At 64.7% G+C, this 23,456-nt stretch carries 31 protein-coding genes and 2 tRNA genes; 20 read left to right on the plus strand and 13 right to left on the minus strand.

All coding sequences use genetic code 11. From position 1 onward, the window contains the following. Positions 1-45 precede the first annotated feature (45 nt). The 7 genes from PQB87_RS08295 to PQB87_RS08325 form a co-directional block, all read right to left on the minus strand. Positions 46-738, minus strand: a complete 693-nt coding sequence (locus tag PQB87_RS08295) for an amino acid ABC transporter permease (RefSeq protein WP_039358850.1) — start codon at positions 736-738, stop codon at positions 46-48. A gap of 122 nt (positions 739-860) precedes the next feature. Next, positions 861-1,655, minus strand: a complete 795-nt coding sequence (locus PQB87_RS08300) for a cystine ABC transporter substrate-binding protein (protein ID WP_027787637.1) — start codon at positions 1,653-1,655, stop codon at positions 861-863. Positions 1,656-1,756: 101 nt separating this feature from the next. Next, the gene (locus PQB87_RS08305; protein ID WP_021161559.1) at positions 1,757-2,794 is read right to left on the minus strand and encodes a quinone-dependent dihydroorotate dehydrogenase; all 1,038 of its coding nucleotides are present in this window, start codon (positions 2,792-2,794) and stop codon (positions 1,757-1,759) included. A 98-nt stretch (positions 2,795-2,892) separates the two neighbouring features. After that, a complete protein-coding gene (locus tag PQB87_RS08310; protein WP_153488230.1) occupies positions 2,893-3,723 on the minus strand; it encodes an arginyltransferase in 831 nt (276 codons plus the stop codon). Between the two features lie 33 nt (positions 3,724-3,756). Further along, complete coding sequence (aat, locus tag PQB87_RS08315) at positions 3,757-4,521, minus strand: leucyl/phenylalanyl-tRNA--protein transferase (protein WP_113047242.1); 765 nt, start codon at positions 4,519-4,521, stop codon at positions 3,757-3,759. 11 nt (positions 4,522-4,532) lie between these two features. Then, positions 4,533-5,078, minus strand: a complete 546-nt coding sequence (locus PQB87_RS08320) for an NUDIX hydrolase (RefSeq protein WP_021161562.1) — start codon at positions 5,076-5,078, stop codon at positions 4,533-4,535. Positions 5,079-5,261: 183 nt separating this feature from the next. Beyond that, positions 5,262-5,338: transfer RNA gene (locus PQB87_RS08325), tRNA-Met, on the minus strand. A 197-nt stretch (positions 5,339-5,535) separates the two neighbouring features. Here PQB87_RS08325 and PQB87_RS08330 point away from each other — a divergent pair. The 3 genes from PQB87_RS08330 to PQB87_RS08340 are packed head-to-tail and all read left to right on the plus strand — an operon-like array spanning position 5,536 to position 7,567. Further along, entirely contained in the window at positions 5,536-6,033 is a 498-nt protein-coding gene (locus tag PQB87_RS08330; RefSeq protein ID WP_027787634.1) for a heme-degrading domain-containing protein, read from the plus strand. 3 nt (positions 6,034-6,036) lie between these two features. Continuing rightward, on the plus strand, positions 6,037-6,375 hold the full coding sequence (locus PQB87_RS08335) for a DMT family transporter (RefSeq protein WP_021161565.1): 339 nt from the start codon (positions 6,037-6,039) through the stop codon (positions 6,373-6,375). A 31-nt stretch (positions 6,376-6,406) separates the two neighbouring features. Next, on the plus strand, positions 6,407-7,567 hold the full coding sequence (locus tag PQB87_RS08340; RefSeq protein WP_153488231.1) for an enoyl-CoA hydratase/isomerase family protein: 1,161 nt from the start codon (positions 6,407-6,409) through the stop codon (positions 7,565-7,567). A gap of 115 nt (positions 7,568-7,682) precedes the next feature. Here the strand turns inward: PQB87_RS08340 and PQB87_RS08345 are convergent, their stop codons facing one another. Beyond that, entirely contained in the window at positions 7,683-8,111 is a 429-nt protein-coding gene (locus PQB87_RS08345) for a hypothetical protein (protein ID WP_006484223.1), read from the minus strand. Between the two features lie 340 nt (positions 8,112-8,451). Here PQB87_RS08345 and ssuD point away from each other — a divergent pair, with 340 nt between their 5' ends. The 8 genes from ssuD to PQB87_RS08385 all read left to right on the plus strand — a co-directional run bounded on the left by ssuD (position 8,452) and on the right by PQB87_RS08385 (position 13,556). After that, positions 8,452-9,609, plus strand: a complete 1,158-nt coding sequence (gene ssuD, locus PQB87_RS08350; protein WP_153488233.1) for an FMNH2-dependent alkanesulfonate monooxygenase — start codon at positions 8,452-8,454, stop codon at positions 9,607-9,609. 17 nt (positions 9,610-9,626) lie between these two features. Continuing rightward, positions 9,627-10,439: an aliphatic sulfonate ABC transporter permease SsuC gene (gene ssuC / locus PQB87_RS08355; protein WP_021161567.1), complete on the plus strand. Its 813-nt coding sequence runs from the start codon at positions 9,627-9,629 to the stop codon at positions 10,437-10,439. Beyond that, on the plus strand, positions 10,436-11,395 hold the full coding sequence (locus PQB87_RS08360; protein ID WP_059484522.1) for an ATP-binding cassette domain-containing protein: 960 nt from the start codon (positions 10,436-10,438) through the stop codon (positions 11,393-11,395). Before ssuC ends, PQB87_RS08360 begins: the two co-directional genes overlap by 4 nt. Positions 11,396-11,452: 57 nt before the next feature. Then, positions 11,453-11,668, plus strand: a complete 216-nt coding sequence (locus PQB87_RS08365; RefSeq protein ID WP_006476104.1) for a TOBE domain-containing protein — start codon at positions 11,453-11,455, stop codon at positions 11,666-11,668. A 139-nt stretch (positions 11,669-11,807) separates the two neighbouring features. Further along, complete coding sequence (locus PQB87_RS08370; protein WP_027787628.1) at positions 11,808-12,005, plus strand: hypothetical protein; 198 nt, start codon at positions 11,808-11,810, stop codon at positions 12,003-12,005. 55 nt (positions 12,006-12,060) lie between these two features. Next, positions 12,061-12,306: a hypothetical protein gene (locus PQB87_RS08375; RefSeq protein WP_059682738.1), complete on the plus strand. Its 246-nt coding sequence runs from the start codon at positions 12,061-12,063 to the stop codon at positions 12,304-12,306. A 130-nt stretch (positions 12,307-12,436) separates the two neighbouring features. Beyond that, on the plus strand, positions 12,437-13,423 hold the full coding sequence (dusA, locus tag PQB87_RS08380; protein WP_021161571.1) for a tRNA dihydrouridine(20/20a) synthase DusA: 987 nt from the start codon (positions 12,437-12,439) through the stop codon (positions 13,421-13,423). Positions 13,424-13,480: 57 nt separating this feature from the next. Then, positions 13,481-13,556, plus strand: a tRNA-His gene (locus tag PQB87_RS08385). 9 nt (positions 13,557-13,565) lie between these two features. On the opposite strand, the gene PQB87_RS08390 is transcribed toward PQB87_RS08385, so the two are convergent. After that, positions 13,566-13,724 carry a hypothetical protein gene (locus PQB87_RS08390; protein WP_153488234.1) on the minus strand — a complete coding sequence of 53 codons (159 nt, stop codon included), beginning with the start codon at positions 13,722-13,724 and terminating at the stop codon, positions 13,566-13,568. A gap of 341 nt (positions 13,725-14,065) precedes the next feature. Here PQB87_RS08390 and PQB87_RS08395 point away from each other — a divergent pair, with 341 nt between their 5' ends. Beyond that, positions 14,066-14,512 carry a hypothetical protein gene (locus PQB87_RS08395; RefSeq protein WP_489242800.1) on the plus strand — a complete coding sequence of 149 codons (447 nt, stop codon included), beginning with the start codon at positions 14,066-14,068 and terminating at the stop codon, positions 14,510-14,512. Between the two features lie 250 nt (positions 14,513-14,762). Here the strand turns inward: PQB87_RS08395 and PQB87_RS08400 are convergent, their stop codons facing one another. Beyond that, positions 14,763-15,515, minus strand: a complete 753-nt coding sequence (locus tag PQB87_RS08400) for a VUT family protein (protein ID WP_489242801.1) — start codon at positions 15,513-15,515, stop codon at positions 14,763-14,765. A 443-nt stretch (positions 15,516-15,958) separates the two neighbouring features. Between PQB87_RS08400 and PQB87_RS08405 the strand changes: the two genes are divergently transcribed. Then, positions 15,959-16,474: a GNAT family N-acetyltransferase gene (locus PQB87_RS08405; protein ID WP_489242802.1), complete on the plus strand. Its 516-nt coding sequence runs from the start codon at positions 15,959-15,961 to the stop codon at positions 16,472-16,474. A gap of 69 nt (positions 16,475-16,543) precedes the next feature. Here the strand turns inward: PQB87_RS08405 and PQB87_RS08410 are convergent, their stop codons facing one another. Next, positions 16,544-17,014, minus strand: a complete 471-nt coding sequence (locus tag PQB87_RS08410) for a plasmid fertility inhibition factor family protein (protein ID WP_059682731.1) — start codon at positions 17,012-17,014, stop codon at positions 16,544-16,546. A gap of 325 nt (positions 17,015-17,339) precedes the next feature. Here PQB87_RS08410 and PQB87_RS08415 point away from each other — a divergent pair, with 325 nt between their 5' ends. Together PQB87_RS08415 and PQB87_RS08420 are read left to right on the plus strand one after the other, a co-directional pair. After that, on the plus strand, positions 17,340-17,762 hold the full coding sequence (locus PQB87_RS08415; protein WP_489242803.1) for a hypothetical protein: 423 nt from the start codon (positions 17,340-17,342) through the stop codon (positions 17,760-17,762). Between the two features lie 279 nt (positions 17,763-18,041). Next, positions 18,042-18,599: a hypothetical protein gene (locus tag PQB87_RS08420; protein ID WP_502291551.1), complete on the plus strand. Its 558-nt coding sequence runs from the start codon at positions 18,042-18,044 to the stop codon at positions 18,597-18,599. 421 nt (positions 18,600-19,020) lie between these two features. Here the strand turns inward: PQB87_RS08420 and PQB87_RS08425 are convergent, their stop codons facing one another. Beyond that, positions 19,021-19,773: a DUF695 domain-containing protein gene (locus PQB87_RS08425; RefSeq protein WP_059682726.1), complete on the minus strand. Its 753-nt coding sequence runs from the start codon at positions 19,771-19,773 to the stop codon at positions 19,021-19,023. Positions 19,774-19,799: 26 nt separating this feature from the next. Here PQB87_RS08425 and PQB87_RS08430 point away from each other — a divergent pair, with 26 nt between their 5' ends. From PQB87_RS08430 to PQB87_RS08450, 5 genes are all read left to right on the plus strand, one after another. Then, positions 19,800-20,243, plus strand: a complete 444-nt coding sequence (locus PQB87_RS08430; RefSeq protein WP_124671839.1) for a VOC family protein — start codon at positions 19,800-19,802, stop codon at positions 20,241-20,243. A 47-nt stretch (positions 20,244-20,290) separates the two neighbouring features. Further along, a complete protein-coding gene (locus tag PQB87_RS08435; protein WP_048020799.1) occupies positions 20,291-20,599 on the plus strand; it encodes a phosphatidylserine/phosphatidylglycerophosphate/cardiolipin synthase in 309 nt (102 codons plus the stop codon). A gap of 205 nt (positions 20,600-20,804) precedes the next feature. Next, positions 20,805-21,047, plus strand: a complete 243-nt coding sequence (locus tag PQB87_RS08440; RefSeq protein WP_081075923.1) for a hypothetical protein — start codon at positions 20,805-20,807, stop codon at positions 21,045-21,047. A gap of 178 nt (positions 21,048-21,225) precedes the next feature. Further along, positions 21,226-21,768, plus strand: a complete 543-nt coding sequence (locus tag PQB87_RS08445) for an aspartyl-tRNA synthetase (RefSeq protein WP_174414780.1) — start codon at positions 21,226-21,228, stop codon at positions 21,766-21,768. Between the two features lie 162 nt (positions 21,769-21,930). After that, the gene (locus PQB87_RS08450; RefSeq protein ID WP_046545626.1) at positions 21,931-22,404 is read left to right on the plus strand and encodes a VOC family protein; all 474 of its coding nucleotides are present in this window, start codon (positions 21,931-21,933) and stop codon (positions 22,402-22,404) included. A gap of 48 nt (positions 22,405-22,452) precedes the next feature. On the opposite strand, the gene PQB87_RS08455 is transcribed toward PQB87_RS08450, so the two are convergent. Further along, the gene (locus tag PQB87_RS08455; protein WP_059682721.1) at positions 22,453-23,424 is read right to left on the minus strand and encodes a GGDEF domain-containing protein; all 972 of its coding nucleotides are present in this window, start codon (positions 23,422-23,424) and stop codon (positions 22,453-22,455) included. Positions 23,425-23,456: the final 32 nt, after the last annotated feature.

Below are 23,456 nucleotides of genomic sequence, written 5' to 3' on the forward strand. Positions count from 1 at the left end.
GGAAGGCGCCGGGCGCGCGCGGGCGGCCCGGCGAACGGCCGGTGCTCAGTGCCGCGTCGGCAGCGACAGGCGTTTTTCGTACCAGCGCTGCACCCATTCGAGGACCTGGCACAGGATCCAGTACACGGCCGCGGCGGCGAGATAAAGCGGCAGCGGCTGATAGGTCGCCGCGATCACTTCCTGCGCACTGCGCAGCAGTTCGGTCACGGTGATCACGGACACGAGCGACGTGTCCTTGATCAGGCTGATCAGGCTGTTCGACAGGCTCGGCACCGCGATGCGCAGCGCCTGCGGACCGATCACGTAGCGCAGCGTTTGCCCCCACGACAGCCCGAGGCTGTACGCGGCGAGCCATTGACCGCGCGCGATCCCGTTGATCGCGCCGCGCATGCTTTCCGACATGTACGCCGCGACGTTCGCGGACAGCGCGATGACGCCGGCGGGCGTCGGGTCGAGCGAGATGCCGAGGCTCGGCAGCCCGTAATAGATGACGAAGATCTGCACGAGCAGCGGCGTGCCGCGCATCAGGCTCACGTACGCGCGTGCCAGCCACGCGAGCGCGTTGACCCAGATGCGTTCGAAGCCGTCGAGCGCTTCGCTTTGCCGGATGCCCATCATCGCGAGCACGACGGCGCCAAGCAGGCCGAATACCATCGACAGCACGGCGAACTTGACGGTCAGCACGGCACCCTGGGCGAGCACCGGCAGCGATTGGACGAGCAGGGACGTTGTCGACATGGAATACGAATCGAATGCGTGCGCGAAAGCGCAATCATAAACCGGACGAACAAAACAAAGGGCGGCATCGTTACGGATGCCGCCCTTTCCGGCCCGCCGTCCGGCGGGAAATACAGGCGTGCTTACTTGATCGGTTTCGTCACGTCGATGCCGAACCATTTGTCCGAGATCTTCGTGAACGTGCCGTCGGCCTGAAGTTGCGCCATCGCGTCGTCGATCGCCTTCTGGAACTTCGGGTTGCCCTTCTTGAACGGGATGCCCGACGGGTTCGCCGAGCCGACGTTCGCGCCCGGGCGCAGCGGCAGTTGCGAATTCTTCGTCAGGTACGCGAGCATCAGGCGGTCGTTGAGCGCGGCGTCGAGTCGGCCGGCCGCGAGATCGCGCAGGTACTCGGGCGCGCCCGGGTACGTCTTCACGTCGATGCCGGGCACCGACTTCGCCATGTCCATGTAGTTCGTGCCGAGCGCGACGCCGAGCTTCTTGCCCTTCAGGTCATCCAGCGACTTGAACTCGCGCGTGTCGTCCTTGCGCTGGATCAGCTGCGCGGACGAAAACGTGTAAGGCGGCGAGAAGTCGAGCGTTTCCTTGCGCTTGTCGGTGATGCCGACCTGGTTGGAGATCACGTCGAACTTGCCGGCCTGCAGACCCGCAATGATGCCGCTCCATTCGGTCGTCACGAATTCCGCCTTCACGCCGAGCTTCGCGGCCACGGCTTTCGCGATGTCGACGTCGAAGCCGACGAGCTCGCCTTGCGGGTTCTTCGAGTTGAACGGCGGGAACGTGCCTTCGAGGCCGACCCGCAGCGTGCCGCGTTGTTTCACCTGGTCGAGGAGGTCGGCCGCATGCGCGGTGGCGGCAGCGAGCGACGTGCCGATCAGGCCGGCAACCAGCAGCTTCTTCAGCAGCGCAATCTTCATCGTGTGTTTCCTTGCCCTGTCCGGGTCATTGATTCTGATAATGAGGGTCGATGATAGCAAAAATGCAATCGACCTCTAAATACCGTTTGTTTATGCCTATATTACGCGGTGCGTTCGCGGGCGACGGCCTTCACGCATTCCGCAACGAGCGCGGGGCCGCGGTAGATGAAGCCCGTATAGAGCTGCACGAGCGCTGCGCCGGCCGCGAGCTTTGCACGGGCGTCCTCGCCCGAGAAAATGCCGCCGACGCCGATGATGGGCACTTCGCTGCCGACTTCGGCGTGCAGCTTGCGGATCACTTCGTTCGACGCGTCGAACACGGGGCGGCCCGACAGGCCGCCGGCTTCGTCCGCATGCGGCAGGCCCTGGACGGCCGCGCGCGACAGCGTCGTGTTGGTGGCGATGACCGCCTCGATCTTGTGGCGCAGCAACGTGTCGCCGATTTCCTTGACCTGTTCGTCGTCGAGATCGGGGGCGATCTTCAGCGCGAGCGGCACGAGCTTGCCGTGCAGGTCGGCGAGGCGCTGCTGCTTGTCCTTCAGCGCCGCGAGCAGTGCGTCGAGCTCGCCCGCGCCCTGCAGCTGACGCAGGTTCTTCGTGTTCGGCGACGAGATGTTGATCGTTACGTAGCTCGCGAACGGGTACACGCGCTCGAGGCAGTACAGGTAATCCTCTGCGGCGCGCTCGATCGGCGTATCGGCGTTCTTGCCGATGTTCAGGCCGAGGATGCCCCGATAGCGGGCAGCCTGGACGTTCTTCACGAACTGGTCGACACCGTGATTGTTGAAGCCCATCCGGTTGATCAGTGCCTCGGCCTGCGGCAGGCGGAACATCCGCGGGCGCGGGTTGCCGGGCTGCGGGCGCGGTGTGACCGTACCGACCTCGATGAAGCCGAAGCCGAGTGCCGCAAGGCCGTCGATGGCCGCGCCGTCCTTGTCGAGGCCCGCCGCGAGGCCGACCGGGTTGCGGAACGTGAGCCCCATCACGGTGCGCGGCGCGTCGGGCACGCGGGCCGACAGCGCGCAGGCAAGGCCCGTGCGGCCGGCCGCGCCGAGCGCGCGCAGCGTGAGGTGGTGAGCGTCTTCCGCATCCATCTTGAACAGGGATGCGCGGGCCAGCGGATAAAGGGAACTGAACACGGGAATAGGGCGGACAGCCGGAATGGATGACAACCCGCTATTTTACCGGGAGTTGAGCGGCAGAGGCGCGCTTCGCGTCCTCGCCCCTGCAGCGCGCGTCAGCCCGAGCCGGAATGTCCGCCCGGCAATGGCGCGCGGGCCAGTGCCGCGTCGACGGGCGGCAGGTCGATCCGATCCGGATCGAGTATCTTCCAGCGGCCGTCGATCAGCCCTTCGAGCGGGTGGAAGTTCGCCTTGTAGGCCATCTTCGGGCTCTCGCGGATCCAGTATCCGAGATACACGTAGGGCAGGCCGAGGCTCTTGGCCTGCTCGATCTGCCACAGGATGTTGTAGGTGCCGTAACTCGTGTGCTGGTCGTCGGGCTCGAAGAACGTGTAAACGGACGACAGTCCGTCGCCGAGGATGTCGATCATGCTGACCATGCGCAGCCTGCCGGGCTCGCCGCCCGGTGTGTGGAGGTCGCGGAATTCGACGAGGCGCGAATTGATCCGGCTCTGCAGCAGGAATTGCTCGTACTGGTCGCGGCTGTCGCGATCCATGCCGCCGCCCGCGTGGCGTGCGGACTGGTAGCGCATGTAGAGCGCGTAGTGCTCTTCGTCGTAGTGCAGCGGCGAAACCGTCGCGACGAGCGTGCGGTGCCGCTTCCACATCCGGCGCTGCGTACGCGACGGCGCGAACGCGTCGACGGGGACGCGCACCGGCACGCAGGCACGGCAGCCGTCGCAGTACGGGCGGTATGTGAAGACGCCCGAACGCCGGAAGCCGGCTTTCACGAGCTCGGTATAGATGTCGGAATTGATCAGGTGGCTCGGCGTCGCGACTTGCGAGCGCGCGACGCGGCCGTCCAGATAGCTGCACGGATAGGGCGCCGTTGCATAGAATTGCAGCGCCGAAAGCGGTGAAAGCGGCAGCTCAGTCGGATGAGTCATGGGCAGCTCTCGTTGCAGGGAGGGAGTGCCGCGCTAGCGCTCGATCCCGGAGGGAGGCGCCGTTTCGGCGCGGCCCGTCAGCGCGGCGAGCACGCGCTTGTCGAACTGCCACGGAATCGGCGGTTCGGCTACCGCGCTGCGCACGTGAGCGACAAAGGCCTTGCGTGCGATCTCGCGGCCGCCGAGCGACGCTAGATGCGACGTATTCTGCTGGCAGTCTATCATTTCCAGCCCCTGCTCGCGAAGGTGCGCGACGAGCGTGGCCAGCGCGATTTTCGATGCGTCGGTCGCGTCCGCATACATCGACTCGCCGAAAAACATCCGCCCGAACGACACGCCGTACAGGCCGCCGACGCGTCGCCCGTCGCGCCAGGTCTCGATGCTGTGCGCGTTGCCGGACCGGTAGAGCGACGTGTATGCATCGATGATCTCGGCCGTGATCCACGTGCCGCGCTGCCCGCGGCGCGGCGCCTGCGCGCAGGCGCGCATCACGCCCGGAAAGTCGTGGTCGACGCGCACTTCCCATTCGGGTTCGCGCAGCACGCGCTTCAGCGTCTTGCGCAGCGAGGGCGACACCTTGAACTCGGCCGGCACGAGGATCATGCGCGGGTCGGGGCTCCACCACAGCACGGGCTGGCCGTCCGAATACCACGGGAAGATGCCGCGCAGGTATGCGTCGATGAGGCGCGACGGCAGCAGGTCGGCGCTCGCGGCGAGCAGCCCCGGCGCGCCGGTCGCGGGGCCGAGCGCGCGTTCGATGGGCGGAAACGGATCGTCCGGGCCGAGCCAGGGGACCATGGGGCGAGGGCTCAGCCGTTGCGCAGCGAGCGGAAGATATCGCCGGTGTGCACGCCGTAGTCGCCGGCGGCGCGATCGGCGAAGAAGAATCGCAGGGTCTGGCTGACGGTCGGGAACGCGATTTCGTCCCACGGGATGTCGGCTTCGTCGAACAGCTTCACTTCGAGGCTTTCCTCGCCGGCTTCGAATCCCGGATCGGTGAGCCGCGCGAGGTAGAACAGGTGGACCTGGTGCACGTGCGGCACGTTGAGCAGCGTGAACAGGTTCTGCACCTCGACGCGCGCACCGGCTTCCTCGAGCGTTTCGCGCGCGGCGGCTTCGGCCGTCGTCTCGCCCATTTCCATGAAGCCCGCGGGCAGCGTCCAGAACCCGTAGCGCGGTTCGATCGCGCGGCGGCACAGCAGGATCTGATCGCCCCAGACCGGGACCGTTCCGACGACGTTGCGCGGATTCTGGTAGTGGATCGTGCCGCAGTGATCGCAGACGAAGCGCTCGCGGTTGTCGCCCGGAGGAATGCGCGCGATGACTTCGTGACCGCAGACGGAGCAGAATTTCATGTCGAGTGGAAGGGACGAGGTGATGCGAGTGTATCACCGGGTCGCGGCATTCTCGAACGCCTGCGCATGCCGGCCGCGTGTCGCGCGAAGCGGAAGGTGCGGATGCGCGAAGAGGGGCGGGAAATGAGACGGGAAAACAAAAAGCCCGGCACGGAGCCGGGCTTTTTGCATGAATCGGGACGTTGGTTGCGGGGGTAGGATTTGAACCTACGACCTTCGGGTTATGAGCCCGACGAGCTGCCAGACTGCTCCACCCCGCGTCCGTCGAAGAAATGAATTATAAGGAGTTACCCGAACGGGTGCAAGCACTTTCTGACAATCGCGTGTCGTGTCTTGTAGGGACGGTACGTCGGGCGCGTGCGCTAGAATCGAACGGTTTGTTTCGCCTCTTCGCCAGCGACGCCCTGCGCAATCGCATCGGCGCCGTTGCAACTCTCATTACTGCATCGACGGATTCATGGACATCGCTCACGATCTGCAATCGATCGGCGCGCAGGAACAGGCGCTCGTGTTTCCCCATTTCGACCCGGCCCGCGCGTGGGCGCTCGGCAACCGGATGCATGCGCTCGCGGCGTCTCGCGGCCATGCGGTCGCGCTCGACATCGTCACGTTCGGCCAGCCGCTGTTCTACGCGGCGCTCGCCGGCGCCACGCCCGACAACGCCGACTGGGTGCGCCGCAAGCGCAACGTCGTCGCGCATTTCCGCCGCAGTTCGTACGCCATCGGCCTGCGCATGCAGCAGGCGGGCGCGACGCTGGCGGACAAGCACGGGCTGCCGATCGCCGAATATTCGGCGCACGGTGGTTCGTTTCCGCTGACCGTCGCCGGCGCCGGCGTGATCGGCTCGATCACCGCGTCCGGGCTGCCGCAGCGCGCGGATCACGAATTCGTCGTCGAGGTGCTGTGTGCCGAGCTCGGCCACGACTACGCCGTGCTGGCCCTCGCAAGGAACTGAACGATGCAGCTTCCCGGTTACGCATGGCTTGCGATCGCGATCGTCGCGGAAGTGGTCGGCACGTCCGCGCTGCGCGCGGCGGACGGCTTCACGCGCTTCTGGCCGTCGGCGCTCGTCGTCGCCGGCTACGGCATCGCGTTCTACTGCCTGTCGCTCACGTTGCGCACGATGCCCGTCGGCATCATCTATGCCGTCTGGTCGGGCGCCGGCATCGTGCTGATCACGCTCGTCGCGATGCTGCTTTATCGCCAGGTGCCGGACCTGCCGGCCGTGATCGGCCTCGGCCTGATCATCGCGGGCGTCGTGGTGCTGAACCTGTTTTCGAAGATGCAGGCGCACTGAGCGTGCGACTGCCATTTGCCGGATGGCCCTCATGACCGATTCCACCTCCACTTCCGCAGCCGGTTCCGCCGAATCCGCACAGCCCGACGTACGCGCGTATGTCGCGAACCGCATCGGCTTTCTCGAACTGAACCGCCCGAAGGCGCTGAACGCGCTGTCGGTCGGCATGATCCGGCTGATGCAGCAGGCGCTCGACGCGTGGCGCGACGATCCCGAGGTCGTCGCGATCGTCGTGCACAGCCCGCATCCGCGCGCGTTCTGCGCGGGCGGCGACGTGCGCTTCTTCCATGACGCATGGCAGCGCGGGGACCGCGATGCGGTCGATACGTTCTTCATCGACGAATACACGCTGAACCACGCGATCTTCACCTATCCGAAGCCTTACATCGCGCTGATGCACGGCGTCGTGATGGGCGGCGGCATGGGCATTTCGCAGGCGGCGCGGCATACGGGCGGCCTGCGTGTCGTGACCGACTCGACGAAGATGGCGATGCCGGAAACGCGCATCGGCCTGTTCCCGGACGTCGGGATGAGCTGGTTCCTCGCGCGCACACCCGGCGCGATCGGCCGCTATCTCGCCGTGACCGGCGCGACGCTCGACGCGGCCGGCGCGCTGTACGCGCAACTCGCCGACGTCTATCTGCCCGATGCCGCGCTGCCGGCGCTGCTCGACACGCTGCGTCATGCGCGCATCGACAGCGGCGCGCAGGCCGTCGCGTGCGTAGCCGAAGCGGCCGCCGCACACAAGGTCGTGCCGACGCCCGACACGTCGGCGCTGGCCGACGCGCGCGCGGGGATCGACCGGCATTTCGCGCAGCCGGACGTCGTCGCGATTCTCGCGTCGCTCGACGCCGAGCAGGATTGCGCGGCCGTCGACGGATGGGTCGAGAAGGCGACTCATGCGATGCGCGAACAGTTGTCGCCGCTGTCGATGGCCGTGTCGCTCGAAGTCGTCGAACGTGCACGCGGCGCGACGATGGCCGATTGCTTGCGGCGCGATCTCGACCTCACGCGCTCGACGTTCGCGCGCGGCGACGTGATCGAAGGCGTGCGCGCGCTGATCGTCGACAAGGACCACCAGCCGGTCTGGCGCTTCAAGTCGTCCGCCGATATCGATCGTGCAGACGTGCTCGCGATGTTCGACAGCCCGTGGACACCTGACGCGCATCCGCTGCGGAATCTGCAGGACTGACGTCGGGCCGACCGACGCGCGAGCCGGAAACGAAAAGGCCGCCTGCAGGTGCAGGCGGCCTTTTGCGTGGATGTCGACCGCCCGGCGGCCGAAGGGCGTGGCGCTTGCGCCCGCGTTACTCGTCGCCGGCGTCGTCCGACATGAACGCGCGCATGAACACGAGCGCGCCGAAGCCCCATACCGCGTTTGCCGCGAAGCCGGCGGCGAGCACGGGCATCATGTTGCCCGACGGCCAGATCCCGCGCAGCGGATCGATCGCGAACACGCGGGCGGCCGTCAGCACGATGCCGCCGAACACCAGCGCGCCGATCCACGATGCCTCGCGTTCCGGCGAGACGCGCAGCAGCCACGCCATCGGGATCGCACAGCATGCGCTGATCAGCGCATTCGCGACAAATTCAGGAATGCCGAGCGGCGCGAACGGCTGCGTGGAGAAGCCGGTTGCGGCGATCAGGTCGGCCGTATGAAGGAGTGCGAGCGTGGCTTCGCGGAAGAACAGGGCGGCCAGGAAGCCGGACAGGAATGGCAGGATGACTTTCTGCATCGATGAGTGCACCGCAGGCGCGCACGGCCGGGGCTGTACGCGCGGAGTTATTCGGATAGGTGCGCCATTATAGGGCCCGCTCGCGGTGATATTCGCTCCAGCGTCGTGCTAATCACGAAAGCGGAAAACCTAAGCTCAAAAAAATCGTTCCAAAGCCCTGTACCGATCCCTAGACTGATTTCCCAGAAACAGCCGTGCAATCGCGTCCTCGCCCGCTGCACGGCCTGACCGGCGAACCATCCCGATTCGAACGCACACCATGCATGCGCCGCTGATCCGCGACGCGAGCAGGGCGGTGTTTTTTCAAATTCCGGCAAGGACAGTCAAGCAGGAGCAGCAGATGAATGTGTTCTGGTTTATCCCCACGCACGGCGACAGCCGCTATCTCGGTACGGCCGAAGGTGCACGCGCCGCGGATTACGATTACTTCAAACAGGTGGCGGTTGCGGCCGACACGCTCGGCTACGAGGGCGTGCTGCTGCCGACCGGCCGTTCCTGCGAGGATGCGTGGGTCGTTGCGTCGAGCCTGATCCCGGCGACGCAGCGCCTGAAGTTCCTGGTCGCGATCCGCCCCGGTATCGCGTCGCCCGGGCTGTCGGCGCGGATGGCCGCGACGTTCGACCGTCTGTCGAGTGGCCGCCTGCTGATCAACGTCGTGACGGGCGGCGATGCCGCCGAACTCGAGGGTGACGGCCTGTTCGCCGATCACGACACGCGCTACGAAATCACCGACGACTTCCTGAACATCTGGCGCGGGCTGCTGTCCGCGTCGCACGACAACGGCGGATTCGACTACATCGGCAAGCACCTGCAGTCGAAGGGCGGCAAGGCGCTGTATCCGCCCGTGCAGCGTCCGCATCCGCCGTTGTGGTTCGGCGGTTCGTCGCCGGCCGCGCATCAGATCGCGGCCGATCACATCGACACCTACCTGACCTGGGGCGAGCCGCCCGAGGCCGTCGCGAAGAAGATCGCCGATATTCGTGCCCGCGCGGAAGCCCGCGGCCGCAAGATCAAGTTCGGGATTCGTCTGCACGTGATCGTGCGCGAGACCGAGGACGAAGCATGGCGCGACGCGGAGCGCCTGATCAGCCGTCTCGACGACGAAACCATCGCCCGCGCGCAGAAGGCGTTCGCGAACATGGATTCGGAAGGCCAGCGCCGGATGGCCGCGCTGCACGGCGGCAAGCGCGGCGGCCGCGAGGCACTCGAGGTGTATCCGAACCTGTGGGCCGGCGTCGGCCTCGTGCGCGGCGGCGCGGGTACCGCGCTCGTCGGCAATCCGGAGCAGGTCGCGGAGCGCATGCGCGAATACGCGGATCTCGGCATCGAAACCTTCATCCTGTCCGGTTATCCGCACCTGGAGGAGTCGTACCGTTTCGCGGAACTCGTGTTCCCGCTGATCAAGGGCAACGGTGCGGCGAAGGCGACCGGCCCGCTGTCCGGCCCGTTCGGCGAGATCGTCGGCAACAGCTATCTGCCGAAGGCAGCCCAGAGCTGAGTGACAGGAGGCCTGTGATGACAACGAAAACGTCGACGACGGGCGCGGCCTTGGCCGCCCGCGCATGGCGCGGCGTCGCGCCGTGGCTCGTGCCGCTCGCGCTGCTGGTGGCATGGGAAGTCGGCGCCCGCGTCGGCTGGCTGTCGACCCGCGTGCTGCCCGAACCCGTGGCGGTCGTGCGAGCGGCCTGGTCGCTCGTGACGTCGGGGGAAATGTGGGCGAACGTGAAAGTCAGCACATGGCGCGCACTGTTCGGTTTCGCGATCGGCGGCGGAGTCGGCCTCGCGCTGGGGCTCGCGACCGGCTTGTCGAAGGCGGCCGAGGTCGCACTCGATTCGACGATCCAGATGATCCGCAACATCCCGGCGCTCGCGATGATTCCGCTCGTGATCCTGTGGTTCGGCATCGACGAGAAGGCGAAGCTGTTCCTCGTCGCGCTCGGGGTGTTCTTTCCGGTCTACATCAACACGTACCACGGGATCCGCTCGGTCGACGCCAACCTGATCGAGATGGCGAAGAGCTACGGCGTGCGCGGCTTTGCGCTGTACCGCGACGTGATCCTGCCCGGTGCGCTGCCGTCGATTCTCGTCGGTGTGCGCTTTGCGCTCGGGCTGATGTGGGTGATGCTGATCGTCGCGGAAACGATCTCGGCGCAGTCGGGCATCGGCTACATGACGATGAATGCGCGTGAATTCCTGCAAACCGACGTGGTGGTGGTCGGCATCCTGCTGTACGCGGTGCTCGGCAAGCTGGCCGACGTGCTGGCGAAATGGCTCGAGCGTGTGACGCTGCGCTGGCACCCGGCTTATCAATCAGGAGCAAAGGCATGAATGCGACGACTTCGGCGGCCGCCTACGGCCCGCTTGCCGGCGCAGACCTCGAGGTCGAACTGGCGCAGGCGCGTGTCACGGACGGCGACGCGCGGGATGCGGCGATCCTCGACCGTGACGGCAGTGCGTCCATCGTTCCGCTCGCACGGCGGCGGGCAGGAAGCCCGGCACCCGACGACGCGGTGACGCTGTCGGGTGTCAGCAAGCGCTTCGGCGCACGCACGGTGCTCGACGACGTCGAGCTCGGCATCGCACGCGGCAGCTTCGTCGCGATTGTCGGCCGCAGCGGCTGCGGCAAGTCGACGCTGCTGCGTCTTGTCGCCGGGCTCGAGCAGCCGAGCAGCGGCGCGCTCGTGACGCGTGGCGAAGGCGGCGGCGTGCTCGACACGCGGATCATGTACCAGGATGCGCGCCTGCTGCCGTGGAAGACCGTGCTGCAGAACGTGATGCTGGGCCTCGGACGCGGCGCGCGCGACAAAGCGCGCGCGGTGCTCGACGAAGTCGGCCTGCTGGAGCGTGCGAACGACTGGCCCGCGCAACTGTCGGGCGGCCAGCGGCAGCGTGTGGCACTGGCCCGCGCGCTTGTTCACCGGCCGCAACTGCTGTTGCTCGATGAGCCGCTCGGCGCGCTCGACGCACTGACCCGCATCGAGATGCATGCACTGATCGAGCGGTTGTGGCGTGAGCATCGGTTCACCGCGCTGCTCGTCACGCACGACGTGCAGGAGGCCGTCGCGCTCGGCGATCGCATCCTGCTCATCGAGCAGGGGCGCGTGGCGCTGGATCAGCCGGTGCCGCTCGACCGGCCGCGCGCCCGCGCATCGGCCGCGTTTGCGGCGCTGGAGGACCGTGTGCTGAAACGCGTGCTCGCCGGCGGGCCCGGTACGGACGCACCGGGCGAGGTGCACGAGGCAGACAACGTTCGACCGGTCGGGCAGATCCGCTGGGCCGTTTAAATCCGGGCGGCAGCGGCCGCCCGTTCTGAGATCTTTTTCTTCGGAGCGATCAACCTGATGAGCATCACTGCAATCAACGTACGTAACCAGTTCAAGGGCAAGGTGAAGGAGATCATTCGCGGATCCGTGGTCTCCGAGGTCGACGTCGAGACGCCGTTCGGCATCGTCACGTCGGTGATCACGACCCGTTCGGTCGACGAACTCGAGCTGAAGGTCGGCGCGGAAGTCGTCGCGCTCGTGAAATCGACCGAAGTATCGATCGCACGCCTCTGAGCGCGTGTTCCGCGCCGGTGCGGCGCCGCGGGCAACCTGCCCGTTGGCGCCGCCCGGCATTTGCGCAGCGCGTTTGCCTTGGTATTCGACGTCCGGACGAAGTGCTAGGATGGAGCGACACCGATGCCGGAGGCCACGCATGACCCCCATCCTTTCCCCCGAAGCCATCGAGGCGCTGAAATGGATCGACCAGTTCGGTGAAAGCCGGCCGGTTCCCGCTGCGTTCGACGACGTCGTCTACGCGTTGCTGAACGAGGGGCTGATCTATCAGGCGGCGGCCGACCGGGTCGACCTGACGGCCGATGGCAAATCCTTTTTGTCCGACGAATACGATTGAGCGCACGGCGCCGGCCGCGCGGGCGGCCTGGTGCTGCGTCGCCACGGAGCGTGCGATGGAACCGAGAGGCAGCGACCTCGGCGATTTCAGCGAGCCGTACCGCGGCTTCGAGATCGAGGTGAAGACCGAGCAGGTCTGGGACGGCGAGCATGCGCATTACCGCGTGCTGCAGGGCGATGCCGTGTGGATCGACTGGCGCCTCGTCAAGGTGGACGGGATCCTGCTGACCGAGCGACGCGTGATCGAGCGCGTGCTGGACGAGGCGCGGCGGGCGGTCGATGCGGAGCTGGGCGAGGGGTAGCGTGCATGCCGGGCAGGCCTGCCCGCTGTTGCGGTAAAATGCCGGGTTGTTCCCGCGCCGTCTGGCCTGTTGCCCGAAATCCATGTCCGTACCGTCCTCGCTTCCTCCCCGCCGCGTATCCGTCGCGCCCATGCTCGACTGGACCGATCGTCATTGCCGTTCGTTCCACCGGACGCTGACGCGCGATACGTGGCTGTATACGGAAATGATCACGACGGGCGCGCTGTTGTTCGGCGATGCCCAGCGGCATCTTGCGTTCACGCCGAACGAATCGCCGGTCGCGCTGCAGTTGGGCGGCAGCGAGCGCGACGATCTTGCGCGCGCGGCGAAGCTCGGCGAGCAGTGGGGCTACGACGAAATCAACCTGAATTGCGGATGTCCGTCCGAGCGCGTGCAGCGCGGCGCGTTCGGCGCGTGCCTGATGAACGAGCCGCAGCTCGTCGCGGACTGCGTGAAGGCGATGCGCGATGCGGTGTCGGTGCCGGTGACGGTCAAGCACCGGATCGGTGTCGACGCGGTCGAGGACTACGCATTCGTGCGCGACTTCGTCGGCACGGTGGCCGAGGCTGGCTGCGAAACGTTCGTCGTGCATGCACGCAATGCAATCCTGAAAGGGTTGTCGCCGAAAGAGAACCGCGAGATCCCGCCGCTCAAGTACGACTATGCGTATCGGTTGAAGCGCGATTTTCCTTCGCTCGAGATCGTCATCAACGGCGGCATCACGACGCTCGACGAGGTTGCGCAACATCTCGAGCATGTCGACGGCGTGATGCTCGGCCGCGAGGCATATCACAACCCGTACGTGCTCGCGGAGGTCGATGCACGCTTCTATGGGTCAACGGCAGCGACGCCGACGCGCGAAGAGGCCGAGGCGAAGCTGATCGAATACTGCGCGGCCGAACTGAAGCGCGGCACCTACCTCGGCGCGATCGTGCGGCATGCGCTCGGACTGTATCGCGGCATGCCCGGTGCACGTGGCTGGCGTCGTGTGCTGTCGGACAACAAGAAGCTCGCACGCGGCGATCTGGCCGTGTTCGACGAGGCGCGCGCGCATCTGAACGAGGCCGAAGAAGTTTTTGAAAAAAAAGCTTTGCAAGATTCAAAAGTGTTCGTATAATCTTGTTCTTCGCTGCTGAAACACAAAAGCAGCGAAGAACAAAAAGCAGTAACAGTGGTGGCTGTAGCTCAGTTGGTAGAGTCCAGGATTGTGATTCCTGTCGTCGTGGGTTCGAGTCCCATCAGCCACCCCACCGAATGCATTAACAAAACAGGCGCTTAGGCGCCTGTTTTGCTTTGCGGGAGGCAATCAGGCGCAATAGCGTCGATTCGAGCCTCGTCGTCTCCAGAGCGTTCTGCTCGCCATCCATCCATTTTGCGCATTCAGTCGGGAACAACTCGAAGTCGTGCTTGAGCTGCATCGCTCACACGAGCGGGGGCATTCCGGCCAACGGTATCGCGATCGCGTAGACATGCCGCGTGTTGTACGGAGGGCGCGTGTCGTACTTCGTGCAGTCGAAAATTGAGGTGCCGGGAATCCGAGTGAATGAACGCAGCCGCGCCAATGCGCCGAAAGGAGCGGGCGGTCAAATTTTCGGTTGCGTTTTGCGCGCGCTATTGGCGGAGCGGCGTTCTACGGTAAATTGATGGGCTCCACAGGATTTGGAATTCGAGGCTTCTCGGGGAATCCATGCGGTCAAAGAGTAAACCCGTTGCCCAGACAACGGAACGGCAAACCGATTCAAGGCCAAAGATTACGGTCATGACGACTCTCAGGGTGGCGAGGGCGTCGTTTTATCTGCTCGCTGGAGTCGCACCGGCGATGCCCCTGCTGATCTTGTCGTGGCTCGTGTTTATCCATTTTTTGCTGGATTGGACCGTGGATTGGCCTATAGCGTGGTCTTTCCTTTTTTCCAACGCAGGCGGCATCGGCTTGCTTCTCGCAACTTGCGTTTTGCCGCAAAAGGCACGGATCAAACACGTTGCGGGAGTCAGCGCTCTCTTGATCTGCGGGAGCGTCGTCAGCTTCCCGTCGGCCATCGCCTCGTTTGAAAAAATCGTCGATAACCACCGAATCGGTTATCACATGCACCCGGTGGATTTTGGTGACTTTGCCCTCATCGCGTGCAACGTCGTGGCGATCGTGTATCAGCTGGAAGTGCTTGCAACGCTGCTTGTAAGGCGCTTGGCCAGGGCTCCCGCCCGATAGGTTCTGATCCGCGTCATCCTCGCAACGTCATCGCGCTGTTTCCCTTTCTTGAGCAGGTGAGTCAGGCGCTGAAGCTGGCGCAAGATGCCGGATGCGCTTCGACCTTCAGCTATCAAAACGTCGTCGCCGCTATTCGGACGGCAAGCGCATGGCGATGGAATACGGCGCGACAGAGCGGGTTTGTCGTTTTGGAGCGTCCGGCCAGACGCGCATTCGAACGTAGCGAATGCTGCGAAAAGCAAACCCGTCCTCAACGATCGACCACATTGCTCGCGATTCCCGCCTGAACCGATCGAGTGTTTCGAAACACCACCCACGACCACAAGGCGCCGCCAGCCACCTTGGCGACGAACTGCAACGCGGCGATTGTCGGAAACACGGCCCCGAACGCAATAAGCGGAAAGATGATGGAGTCGACAGCCGCACCCGCGACGTTCGCGCCGTTTGCTCGCGCCAGTATCGGAAAGCGCCGTGCGAGTTGAAAGACGACTGCGCTCGCCACGGCTGCCGAACCGAACGCCACCAGGGACGCGACGGCGATTTCCTTGGCGGCGGGATTGAGTGAGTAACTGACGACACCGGCGGCAGCGATCAACGCAAACATTCGCGACCAAAGCGCGCGGCCTCGCCAATCGAGGTGGAGCCGGTCTCGAATCGCGAGATCGAGGCCGATCAGCAGGAACGCGATGATCGGTGTTGCAGCCGGCCCGAAATGAGCGACCATCAGGTTGGCGACGGCGACCGCTGCGATATAGATCAAGACGTACATGATTCCCCTGCGGTAAAGAGTGCGCGCTGCGTCGATTCGGAGCCGAAGTTTGCCATACATGGCCGATTGAACGGACAGGCGCTCCGCCAAGCGCAAGCCAGGTCGAACAGCGCGTGATTGACGGAAAGCCAGGGTTGAGCGCGACAGGATATCGCCACAGTGCCGCCGGTATTCGTCAATCCATCGTCGACGCGAGATTGTATGGCCGTATTCAGTCGACGTGATGTTGTGCATTTTCCTTTTTCGACTAAGGTTCTCGCTCGCGGTGCCGTTATCTTTCCTGGACAGCCCTCGTGCCTCGAATGCTGATCCGTTTTCTTGCCTGCTCGCGTTTCGCGTGAGCAGGCTTTTTTCGTTTATGGCGGAATGAGACAGGGACTTGGCGCGAGCCGACAGCGCGCAACAGTCTTACATTGGTGTAACGTATCGACTTCCTCGTGCCCTCATGCTTTGCAGGGCCGTTCGATCCCGACAACCAATGACAGTGTCGGGATTTTTTTTTGCCTGTGCCTCGTTGCGTTGGCAACGAACTGCAGCGGTGCATGAACCCGACATGGCGTCCGGCAGACAACTGCTGACGCGATCGCGTCAAACGTGACGGAGGCGAATGCCTCCACACGGTATATTTTGCGGCGAGACGTCCAGATCAAGAGAGCAAGTGGAAGGAGTGACCACCGATGCCGGAAACCCGTGCCACGCTGCGTGCCGCGACAGCGCAAGACGCACAGAACATCGCTCGCCTGCACACGCTGAGCTGGCAAACCGCATACAGCCATATCTTGCCGGCGACCTACCTGTCCGACGAGGTGCCGACGGAACACGCGACCCGGTGGCGGCAATATTTCGATCGCAACGAAAACGAGCGGGGCCTGGTGCTGATCGCCGAGGCGGACGGCGAGCCCGTGGGTTTCGTCAGTGCCGAGCGCCCCGTCGATCCGGCGCTGGGCGTGCTGCTCGACTGCCTGCACGTCCATCCTTCGCATCACGGAGGCGGCACCGGCAAGCACATGATCGAAGCCGTCCGTGCATGGGCGCGAACGCTCGGCGTGCATCAGGTCCATCTGAAGGTATTGGCGGGCAACGAGCGCGCGATCGGTTTCTACGAGCACAACGGATGGCAACTGGCGGGAATCGAAACGAGCCGCATCGGCCAGACGGAAGTCACCGACCGGATCTATGCGATACAGGCCTAGCCGCCTGGCCACATTCGAGCGAACGGCCGCATGATGCGCGGCCATCGCCGGGCGAAAGCCGAACGTACTTCACGGTGACTCGCCGCAGTACTGCACGAGCAAATCGGCTTCCGTCTCGTGCACTTCGACGGGCAGGGTCGTTGCACCTGCATAAGCAAGATAGCGCGCGCGATGCTGGCCGTTCCGGAACGACGCGACGCCGACCTTCGACAGCCCGGGGATGCCGAGCAGCGTTCGCGTTCTCGTCTCGCGAAACGTGATGTACGGCATGTCCGGAATCCTGTCCTGTTCAGGATCGAGGAATTCGCGAATGCCCGCGGCTTTTCCCGGTGGCCAGTAAAGAACAGACGGCAACACGTAGTCCGTCGTGTCCCGGTCGGCACATGCCAGCAGTTTCGTCAGGTCGATCGTCACGACCCGGTGTCGCGTATCGTCGCACGAGAATACCCGCTTGAGGTGCGTATAGGCATAGGGAGTGTGCCCGGGAAGCTGGACAATCCAGACCTCTACGCCATTCTGTTGTGCGCGGGCGAGTGCCATTTTTTCCTCTGGTATTGCAAGCGGCCGTCCTGGCCGGAGTTTAGCAGTGCGGTTGCGATGGCGAAGCAGGGCAATACCCGGAACAGGAAAGCGCGGTGACTTGCAGCGGAACTGAACCACGAGCGAAAGCGCAGAGGGGAATGGCGGGCAAATCGAGTACAGTCATGTGTCGGCGATCGTTATCGACAGGTTATGAGAATATCGTGATCCCGCCAGCGGGAATGCGCCGTCGCGCGAATTTCATGCAGAATTCACACTGTGTCGCGAAACCCGGCAAGCGCGGATGATCACAAGAACAGAGAGGGCGGATTGGCCGGAGAAAACCATGTCGTCGAAACTTGAGATCGAATATCTCGATTACTGCTTCACCGCGACGCTCGAAGTCAGGGAGTCCGGTCGGACGGGCGTTGTCGATTGGCATCTCGAATCCGGTTCGCGAAGCAAGACACTTGCGTGGATCGTATTCGACCGCTATCTCGAGCGGAGTGATTTCGCGGATGAAGAGGATGCGCGTGCCAATATCGTCGACTGGCTGGAGCGGCTGGCCGCTCCGGGATTGGGTGCTTCCGCCCAAATGACGAAGGTGAATGTGGTCGCTGCCGGCGCGGTGGCGGCGGGCGCATCGACTGCACCGGCCGCGTCAACTACATCGCCTACATCGACTGCCGAAATCGTCGGCGAAACCGTCATCGACATCGCCGTCGATCTCGACTGGATCGAGATGGTTGCCGAATGGCTTTTCAGCTGACCGGTATGAGGACGAAACCCGGTTGTCATGACGCGGGCCCTTGTGTTCGCGAAACATGGTTTCAAAAAAGGATGCGGAAAAAAATGAATCCTGAATCGTGTCGATCGGAAAAATAGAATAAACCTGCTTTGACAGCAGCCGCGACTTGCCGGAGACTTGCCCCGGGCCTGAAAATATCCGCTTGCATTAAAACAAGATCAAATTCCAGACATGAAAAGAAGAGCGCTGCTGACGGCGGGCGCGATCGTTGTCGCTGCCGGCCTGACAGGCTGCACGGCAATGCTGTTCGAAGATGGCCGATACGAAGAGACGGTCGACCGATTCCTCGTCAGCGAGGACGGCAAGAAATTCGTCGTGCTCGGCGAGAAATATCACTACATCTTCGATATGCCCGAGCATCTCGGTGCCGTGCTGGCATCGCCCTACCGCAAGTCGATCAACGCGTCGCTCTATGGATTCGTCGCGCAGGGCAGCAAGATATCGGGCAAGTTCCGGCTCCAGCTCCGTCGCGCCGATATGACCGATGAGGGCTGGGACCGCGCGCTGGAGGGCGGCTTCGCGAAGCGCGGGAGCAGCGATCTGGAGATGAAGGGTGAACTGGCCGGTTCGCGTTATCTGGCCGATGGTTTTGCACAGGGCAAGACGTGGTCGTCGTTTGCGCATTCGTACAAGATCGACGTCACCGACCGCATCACCACGGCGGGCAAGGCCGTGCGCGTGCTCGCGACCCCCGTCACGCTCGCGGCCGACGGCGTGATGATGATCGGGGCGGTGGTGTTGTCGCCTGTCATCGTGGTGTTGCTCGCGCCGGTCGCGGGCGTCGCGCTCGGGCCGTGACGCGATCCGAGCGGCACGCGAGCGTGCCGGTTGCCGCGGCATCGTCACTAAATGGTGAGTTGCCGCACAGATCGTTGCGCGGCCGGCGCTCACAATCTGGCCGGTTGACCGTTCTTCCCCGGCCCGGTCAACCATTTCCCCGCTCGCTCGCGCAGGAGCGGGGGCTTTTTGCCCGTCCGACGCCGCAAGGCCGCGTCGGCGGAACCGGACAGGCGTTCGGCGGGCAGCGCAATCGCACCGGTTGCGTGTCCCTGCATCCGATCGCCTGGTCCGCACGTATCGCTTTCCTCGTGCCTGAGCGAACCCTCAGGCCCATCGCCGGTTTCGGCCGGTGATGCCTTGGTCCCGGCGGCGCGCATCAATGCCGCCGGGATGTTTTTTGCGCCGGATGCGTTGCATCACGTCGCTTGCGGCGGGTAGGTCAACCCGCTCGGCCAGCCTGTTCGACGCTGGTTTCCCATCCGTCGTATTCCCCTCCGAACGAATGTACCTCGCGATTGATCGCGACCGTATGGCGTGTGATGTCGGCCAGTGCCATGGTGCCCTCGTGCGAGAACCGTACGGCCGACTTGCCGTCCTCGGTAGGGGCGACCGATTCGACCGGATAGCCTTTCGCTTCGGCCCAGTCCGCGAACTGATGTGCGTCGCTCTGGTCTGGGAAGTACGCCCAGTGCATCACGCGCCGGCTGACATCGCCGGCGTCGCCTTTCTTCCGCAATTCGTCCAGCACGCGCATGTCGCGCATGATCTGCCGGTCGTCGTCGGTCGGGTAGAGCGTCTGCCAGTAGGCTTCCTTGTCCGGATCGTCCTGGTGCGCGTATTGCAACGCGTAGGTCGTCTGATCGGCCAGCGCGTCGATGATCTCCGCCGCGGCCTCTTCGTCGAGCGATACGTAGAAAAGGAAATCCCGATGGCCGTCGACGGTGATGCGGCCGACCTGCACACCACCTTTCGCCGTGATCGCGGCGTCCAGCAGGTCCTCGATCTTCGCGAGATCGGCGAATTCGTCGCCGGTCGGCAGGCCTTCCGGCGTCGGATGCGCAAAGGGGACGCGCACGCTGAGCAGCGAGGTGCGCGGATCGCCTTCCGCGATTTCCGCAAAGTCGTGGTTGAAGCTGATGAAAGCCTGATGGTCGCCCATTCTGGCAGGGAAGGTTCCCCAGGCGTCGGTCATGTGTTTCTCCCGTGCACGATTGTCTGTTGACGGTTGTAAAGCGTCCCAATGTATCATCGAAAATCGCGTTGACCGGAGGGGCGCACATGATCGCGAGTCTGGGCATCCTGGTGCCGGTCGAAGACGATCGCTTTCGGGCGGTGGTGGATTTCTACCGTCTGGCGCTTGCGCTGCCGGTTCACTCCGAAGGCGTGTCGGCTGCGGGGAATCCGTGGCACCGCTTTGTGATGGGCGGAGCAACGCTGACCGTTCACACCGGCAGCGGCGGCAGGTTTCCGTATCCGGAGTTTCGGCCGACCGGCCATGGCATTGCGCTGGCCGTCGAAGTCGCGCATGTGTCGGAAGCCGTCGCACGGCTCGAGTCGTGCCGCGTCGGCATCCTGAACGAGTGGGACTACGGCGACGGCACGGTTGCGATTTCCGTGGCGGACCCGGCGGGAAACGTCTGCGAGATCTGGGGCCGTCCGTGACCGTGCATCGGTGCGGCGGGCCGCAAAAATATTCGAAGGAGATGCCGATGTCGATGTTTGCGGTGAATGGTGTGCGAATCGATCCGCTCAGCGCGCGCGTGACGCACGTGCGCTGGGCGGCCGTGAATCCGTCCGACCGGTCGTGGGCGGCGACGCCGAGCGAGGCGCCGGTAGCGGACGTGGCGCGCGCGCTCGCGTCCGGCAACGATGTCCGCGCAATCTTTTCGGCATCGGACGCCACCGCGATCGGGCCCCGGCTCAAACGCGTGCTGTATCGCGATGCATCGGAAGGCATCGAGCTCGACATCGATGCAACGAACGAATCGCGCACGTTGCGCGATCTGCCGCAAATCTGACCGAAGGGGCATGCGCCGTTGCTAGCACGTGTCGTCGCATGAATGGCGGCACCTGGCCGAACGGTCGCTCGCACGACGTCGATCACGAGGAGTAGTATTGAACGATCGTCGTGCCGCATGGCCGGTTGTGCCGAACGGTTTGACGGGGCACGCGATCTTCGGCGAGCCGTTACCGGAGGCGAACTTCGCAAACGCGTACGAGATCATGTCCAGATCCCTCATCGCCCCGTGGGCATCCGCACTTTGTCTGGCGCTGTCGGCTTGCCAGACGGCGTCCGGGCCGCCTCCGCTGCCGTCGCCCGACACCGCGTCGGCGGCCGCAGCCGTTCCGGCATCGTCACCAGCCGCGCCGATCCGTGGCATCGGTCTGGCGCCTCATCTGGCAGGGCAGAGTCACTGGGCCACCGGTCAATGCACGACCAACGGCACCGTCAAGGTGTGCAACTGAACATGACCGGTGCCGGCCGGGCACTGCCCGTTCCGCGTGGACGCGTGCGTGCTGCCGTGGGTCGATGCGTACCTTTTTCGATCACGATCATTTCCCGTCGGCACGCCGACCTTTTCTGCGCATCGACAGGGTGTCCGGCTTCGATCACCCGGCGGCCGTCGAGGTGAGCGATCGCACAATGAAAGACGCACTTGAATCCACCGATTCCGGCTGGCACGTCGATCCGGTCGCGGGAACGATCGCCGGCCAGTTGCCGGTGACGCTGGCGGTTGACAGCCGGAGCCTGAAAAGAAGGGCGATCGCGTGCATGGTGCTGGCCGCGGCAAGCCTGTGCGGTTATGCGGCCGCTCCGGCACTCTGGCCGGTTGCGGCGCTGGCCGGATTGCTGGCGCTGGCGGGGGCCGCCTTCTTCGTGTCGTCGCGACGCAGGATGGTGCTGCATGTCGACGAGACGGGTTTCAGGCTGATCGGAGGTTTACGCGAACAACCCGCCACGCCGTGGCGTGATGTCACCGAATTCCGGATCATCAGCGTCGCAGGCAATCGCTACATCGCCTACCAGTTCTCGGCGCATTCGTCGCGCACCAGGGTGCCGGGCGGCGTGATGCTGCCGATTGCCCGGTTTGCCGATCTTCCGCTCGATGCGGTGGCAGGACTGCTCGAGGCATGTCGCCGGCAGTTCGGCACGCCGGACAACGAGGCCGACCGAACGGGCGGGTGACGCCCGATGCGGCGACCCCGAGCGCCCTGAAACTCGAGAAAACAAAAAAATGCAGGGCGCCGTGTCGATTTTCGCCGGGGTCGTCCGTCGTAGCATCGGAGGCGTGCGCATCGCGCGTCCGTCCCGATTCCGATACGACAACCGAACGAAGGAGCGACACCCATGTCCACGTCCGTCAAACCGATCCCGGAAGGGATGCGTACGCTGACGCCGCACCTGATCTGCGCCGGCGCAACCGCAGCCATCGACTTCTACAAGCGCGCGTTCAATGCGAGCGAACAGTTCCGCCTGGCGATGCCTGACGGCCGGCTCGCGCACGCGTGCCTCGTGATTGGCGATTCGACACTGATGCTGGTGGATGAAATGCCCGAACACGGCGCGCTCGGGCCGAAGGCCCTGAAAGGCACGCCGGTCTGCCTGCACCTGTACGTGCCTGACACGGACGCCGCGATCGCGAAGGCGGTCGCGGCCGGCGCGACGGTGACGATTCCTGCCGCAGACATGTTCTGGGGCGACCGCTACGGACAGGTCGAGGATCCGTTCGGACACCGCTGGTCGCTCGCGACGCACCAGCGCGACCTGACGCCCGAGCAGATCGCGGAGGCGATGGCCAGCGCGCCGCCGTGCGGCAGCTGACACAGCCGCGCCACCGCAATTGAACAGCAAGGCGGCATGCGCCCGCGCTCACGCGCCGGCCGTCTTGCCGCGCTGCTTGTGCTCGTACATCCGTTGGTCGGCCGATGCGAGCAGGCCGGCCACGTCGTGATGGTGCGCGGGGTCGTAGTCGACATGCCCGACGCTGAACCGGATGTCGTAGCCGCGCGCGTCGGCCGTGTTGCGCAGCGCAAGCGCCTGCGTCACGCGGTCGACCGGCTCGGCGACGTCGGCCGGATCGGTGGCACTCAGCAGCACGACGAACTCGTCGCCGCCAAGCCGTGCGATCACGTCGCTGTCGCGTAGTGCGCCCGTCAGCGTGTCGGCAAATGCCTTGAGCGCGCGATCGCCCTCGGCATGGCCGAAGCGGTCGTTGATCGCCTTGAAATCGTTCAGGTCGAAGAACAGCAGCACCGCGTGACGACCCAGGCGATCGCACAGGCTCAGCACGTGGCGGGCCAGGATCTCGAAGCCGCGGCGGTTCGTCAGCTGGGTGAGCTCGTCGGTGGTCGCGAAATGCAGCGCGGCGATCTCGCGTTCGGTCATGTGGGCGAGATCGCCGAGCAGCGCGAGCTCGTCGGGTTCGAGCGAGCGCGGCCGCGTGTCGATCAGGCACAGCGTACCGATGGGCGCGCCGTTCGGCGCCGCGAGCGGCCGGCCGGCGTAGAAGCGGATGCCGGGCGCGCCGGTGACGAGTGGATTGTCGTGGAAGCGATCGTCGTTCAGCGCATCCTGGATCACCATCGTATTGCCCGCGAGCAGCGCATGGGAGCAGAACGACACGTCGCGCGACGTTTGCGTGACGTCGAGCCCGGCATGGCTCTTGAACCACTGGCGATCGTCGTCGACGAGGCTGACGAGTGCGATCGGTACGTCGAACAGCCTGCGCGCAAGACGCGTCAGGCGATCGAAGCGTTCTTCGGGCGGCGTGTCGAGGATCGAGAGCGAATGAAGCGTATCGAGCCGGGCGGCCTCGTCGGCCGGCTTCGGTGCAATTTGCATGGGTCGTGTCCTTTGTCCCGGCTGCGAGGCCG

The organism is Burkholderia sp. KL41, from assembly GCF_057005415.2.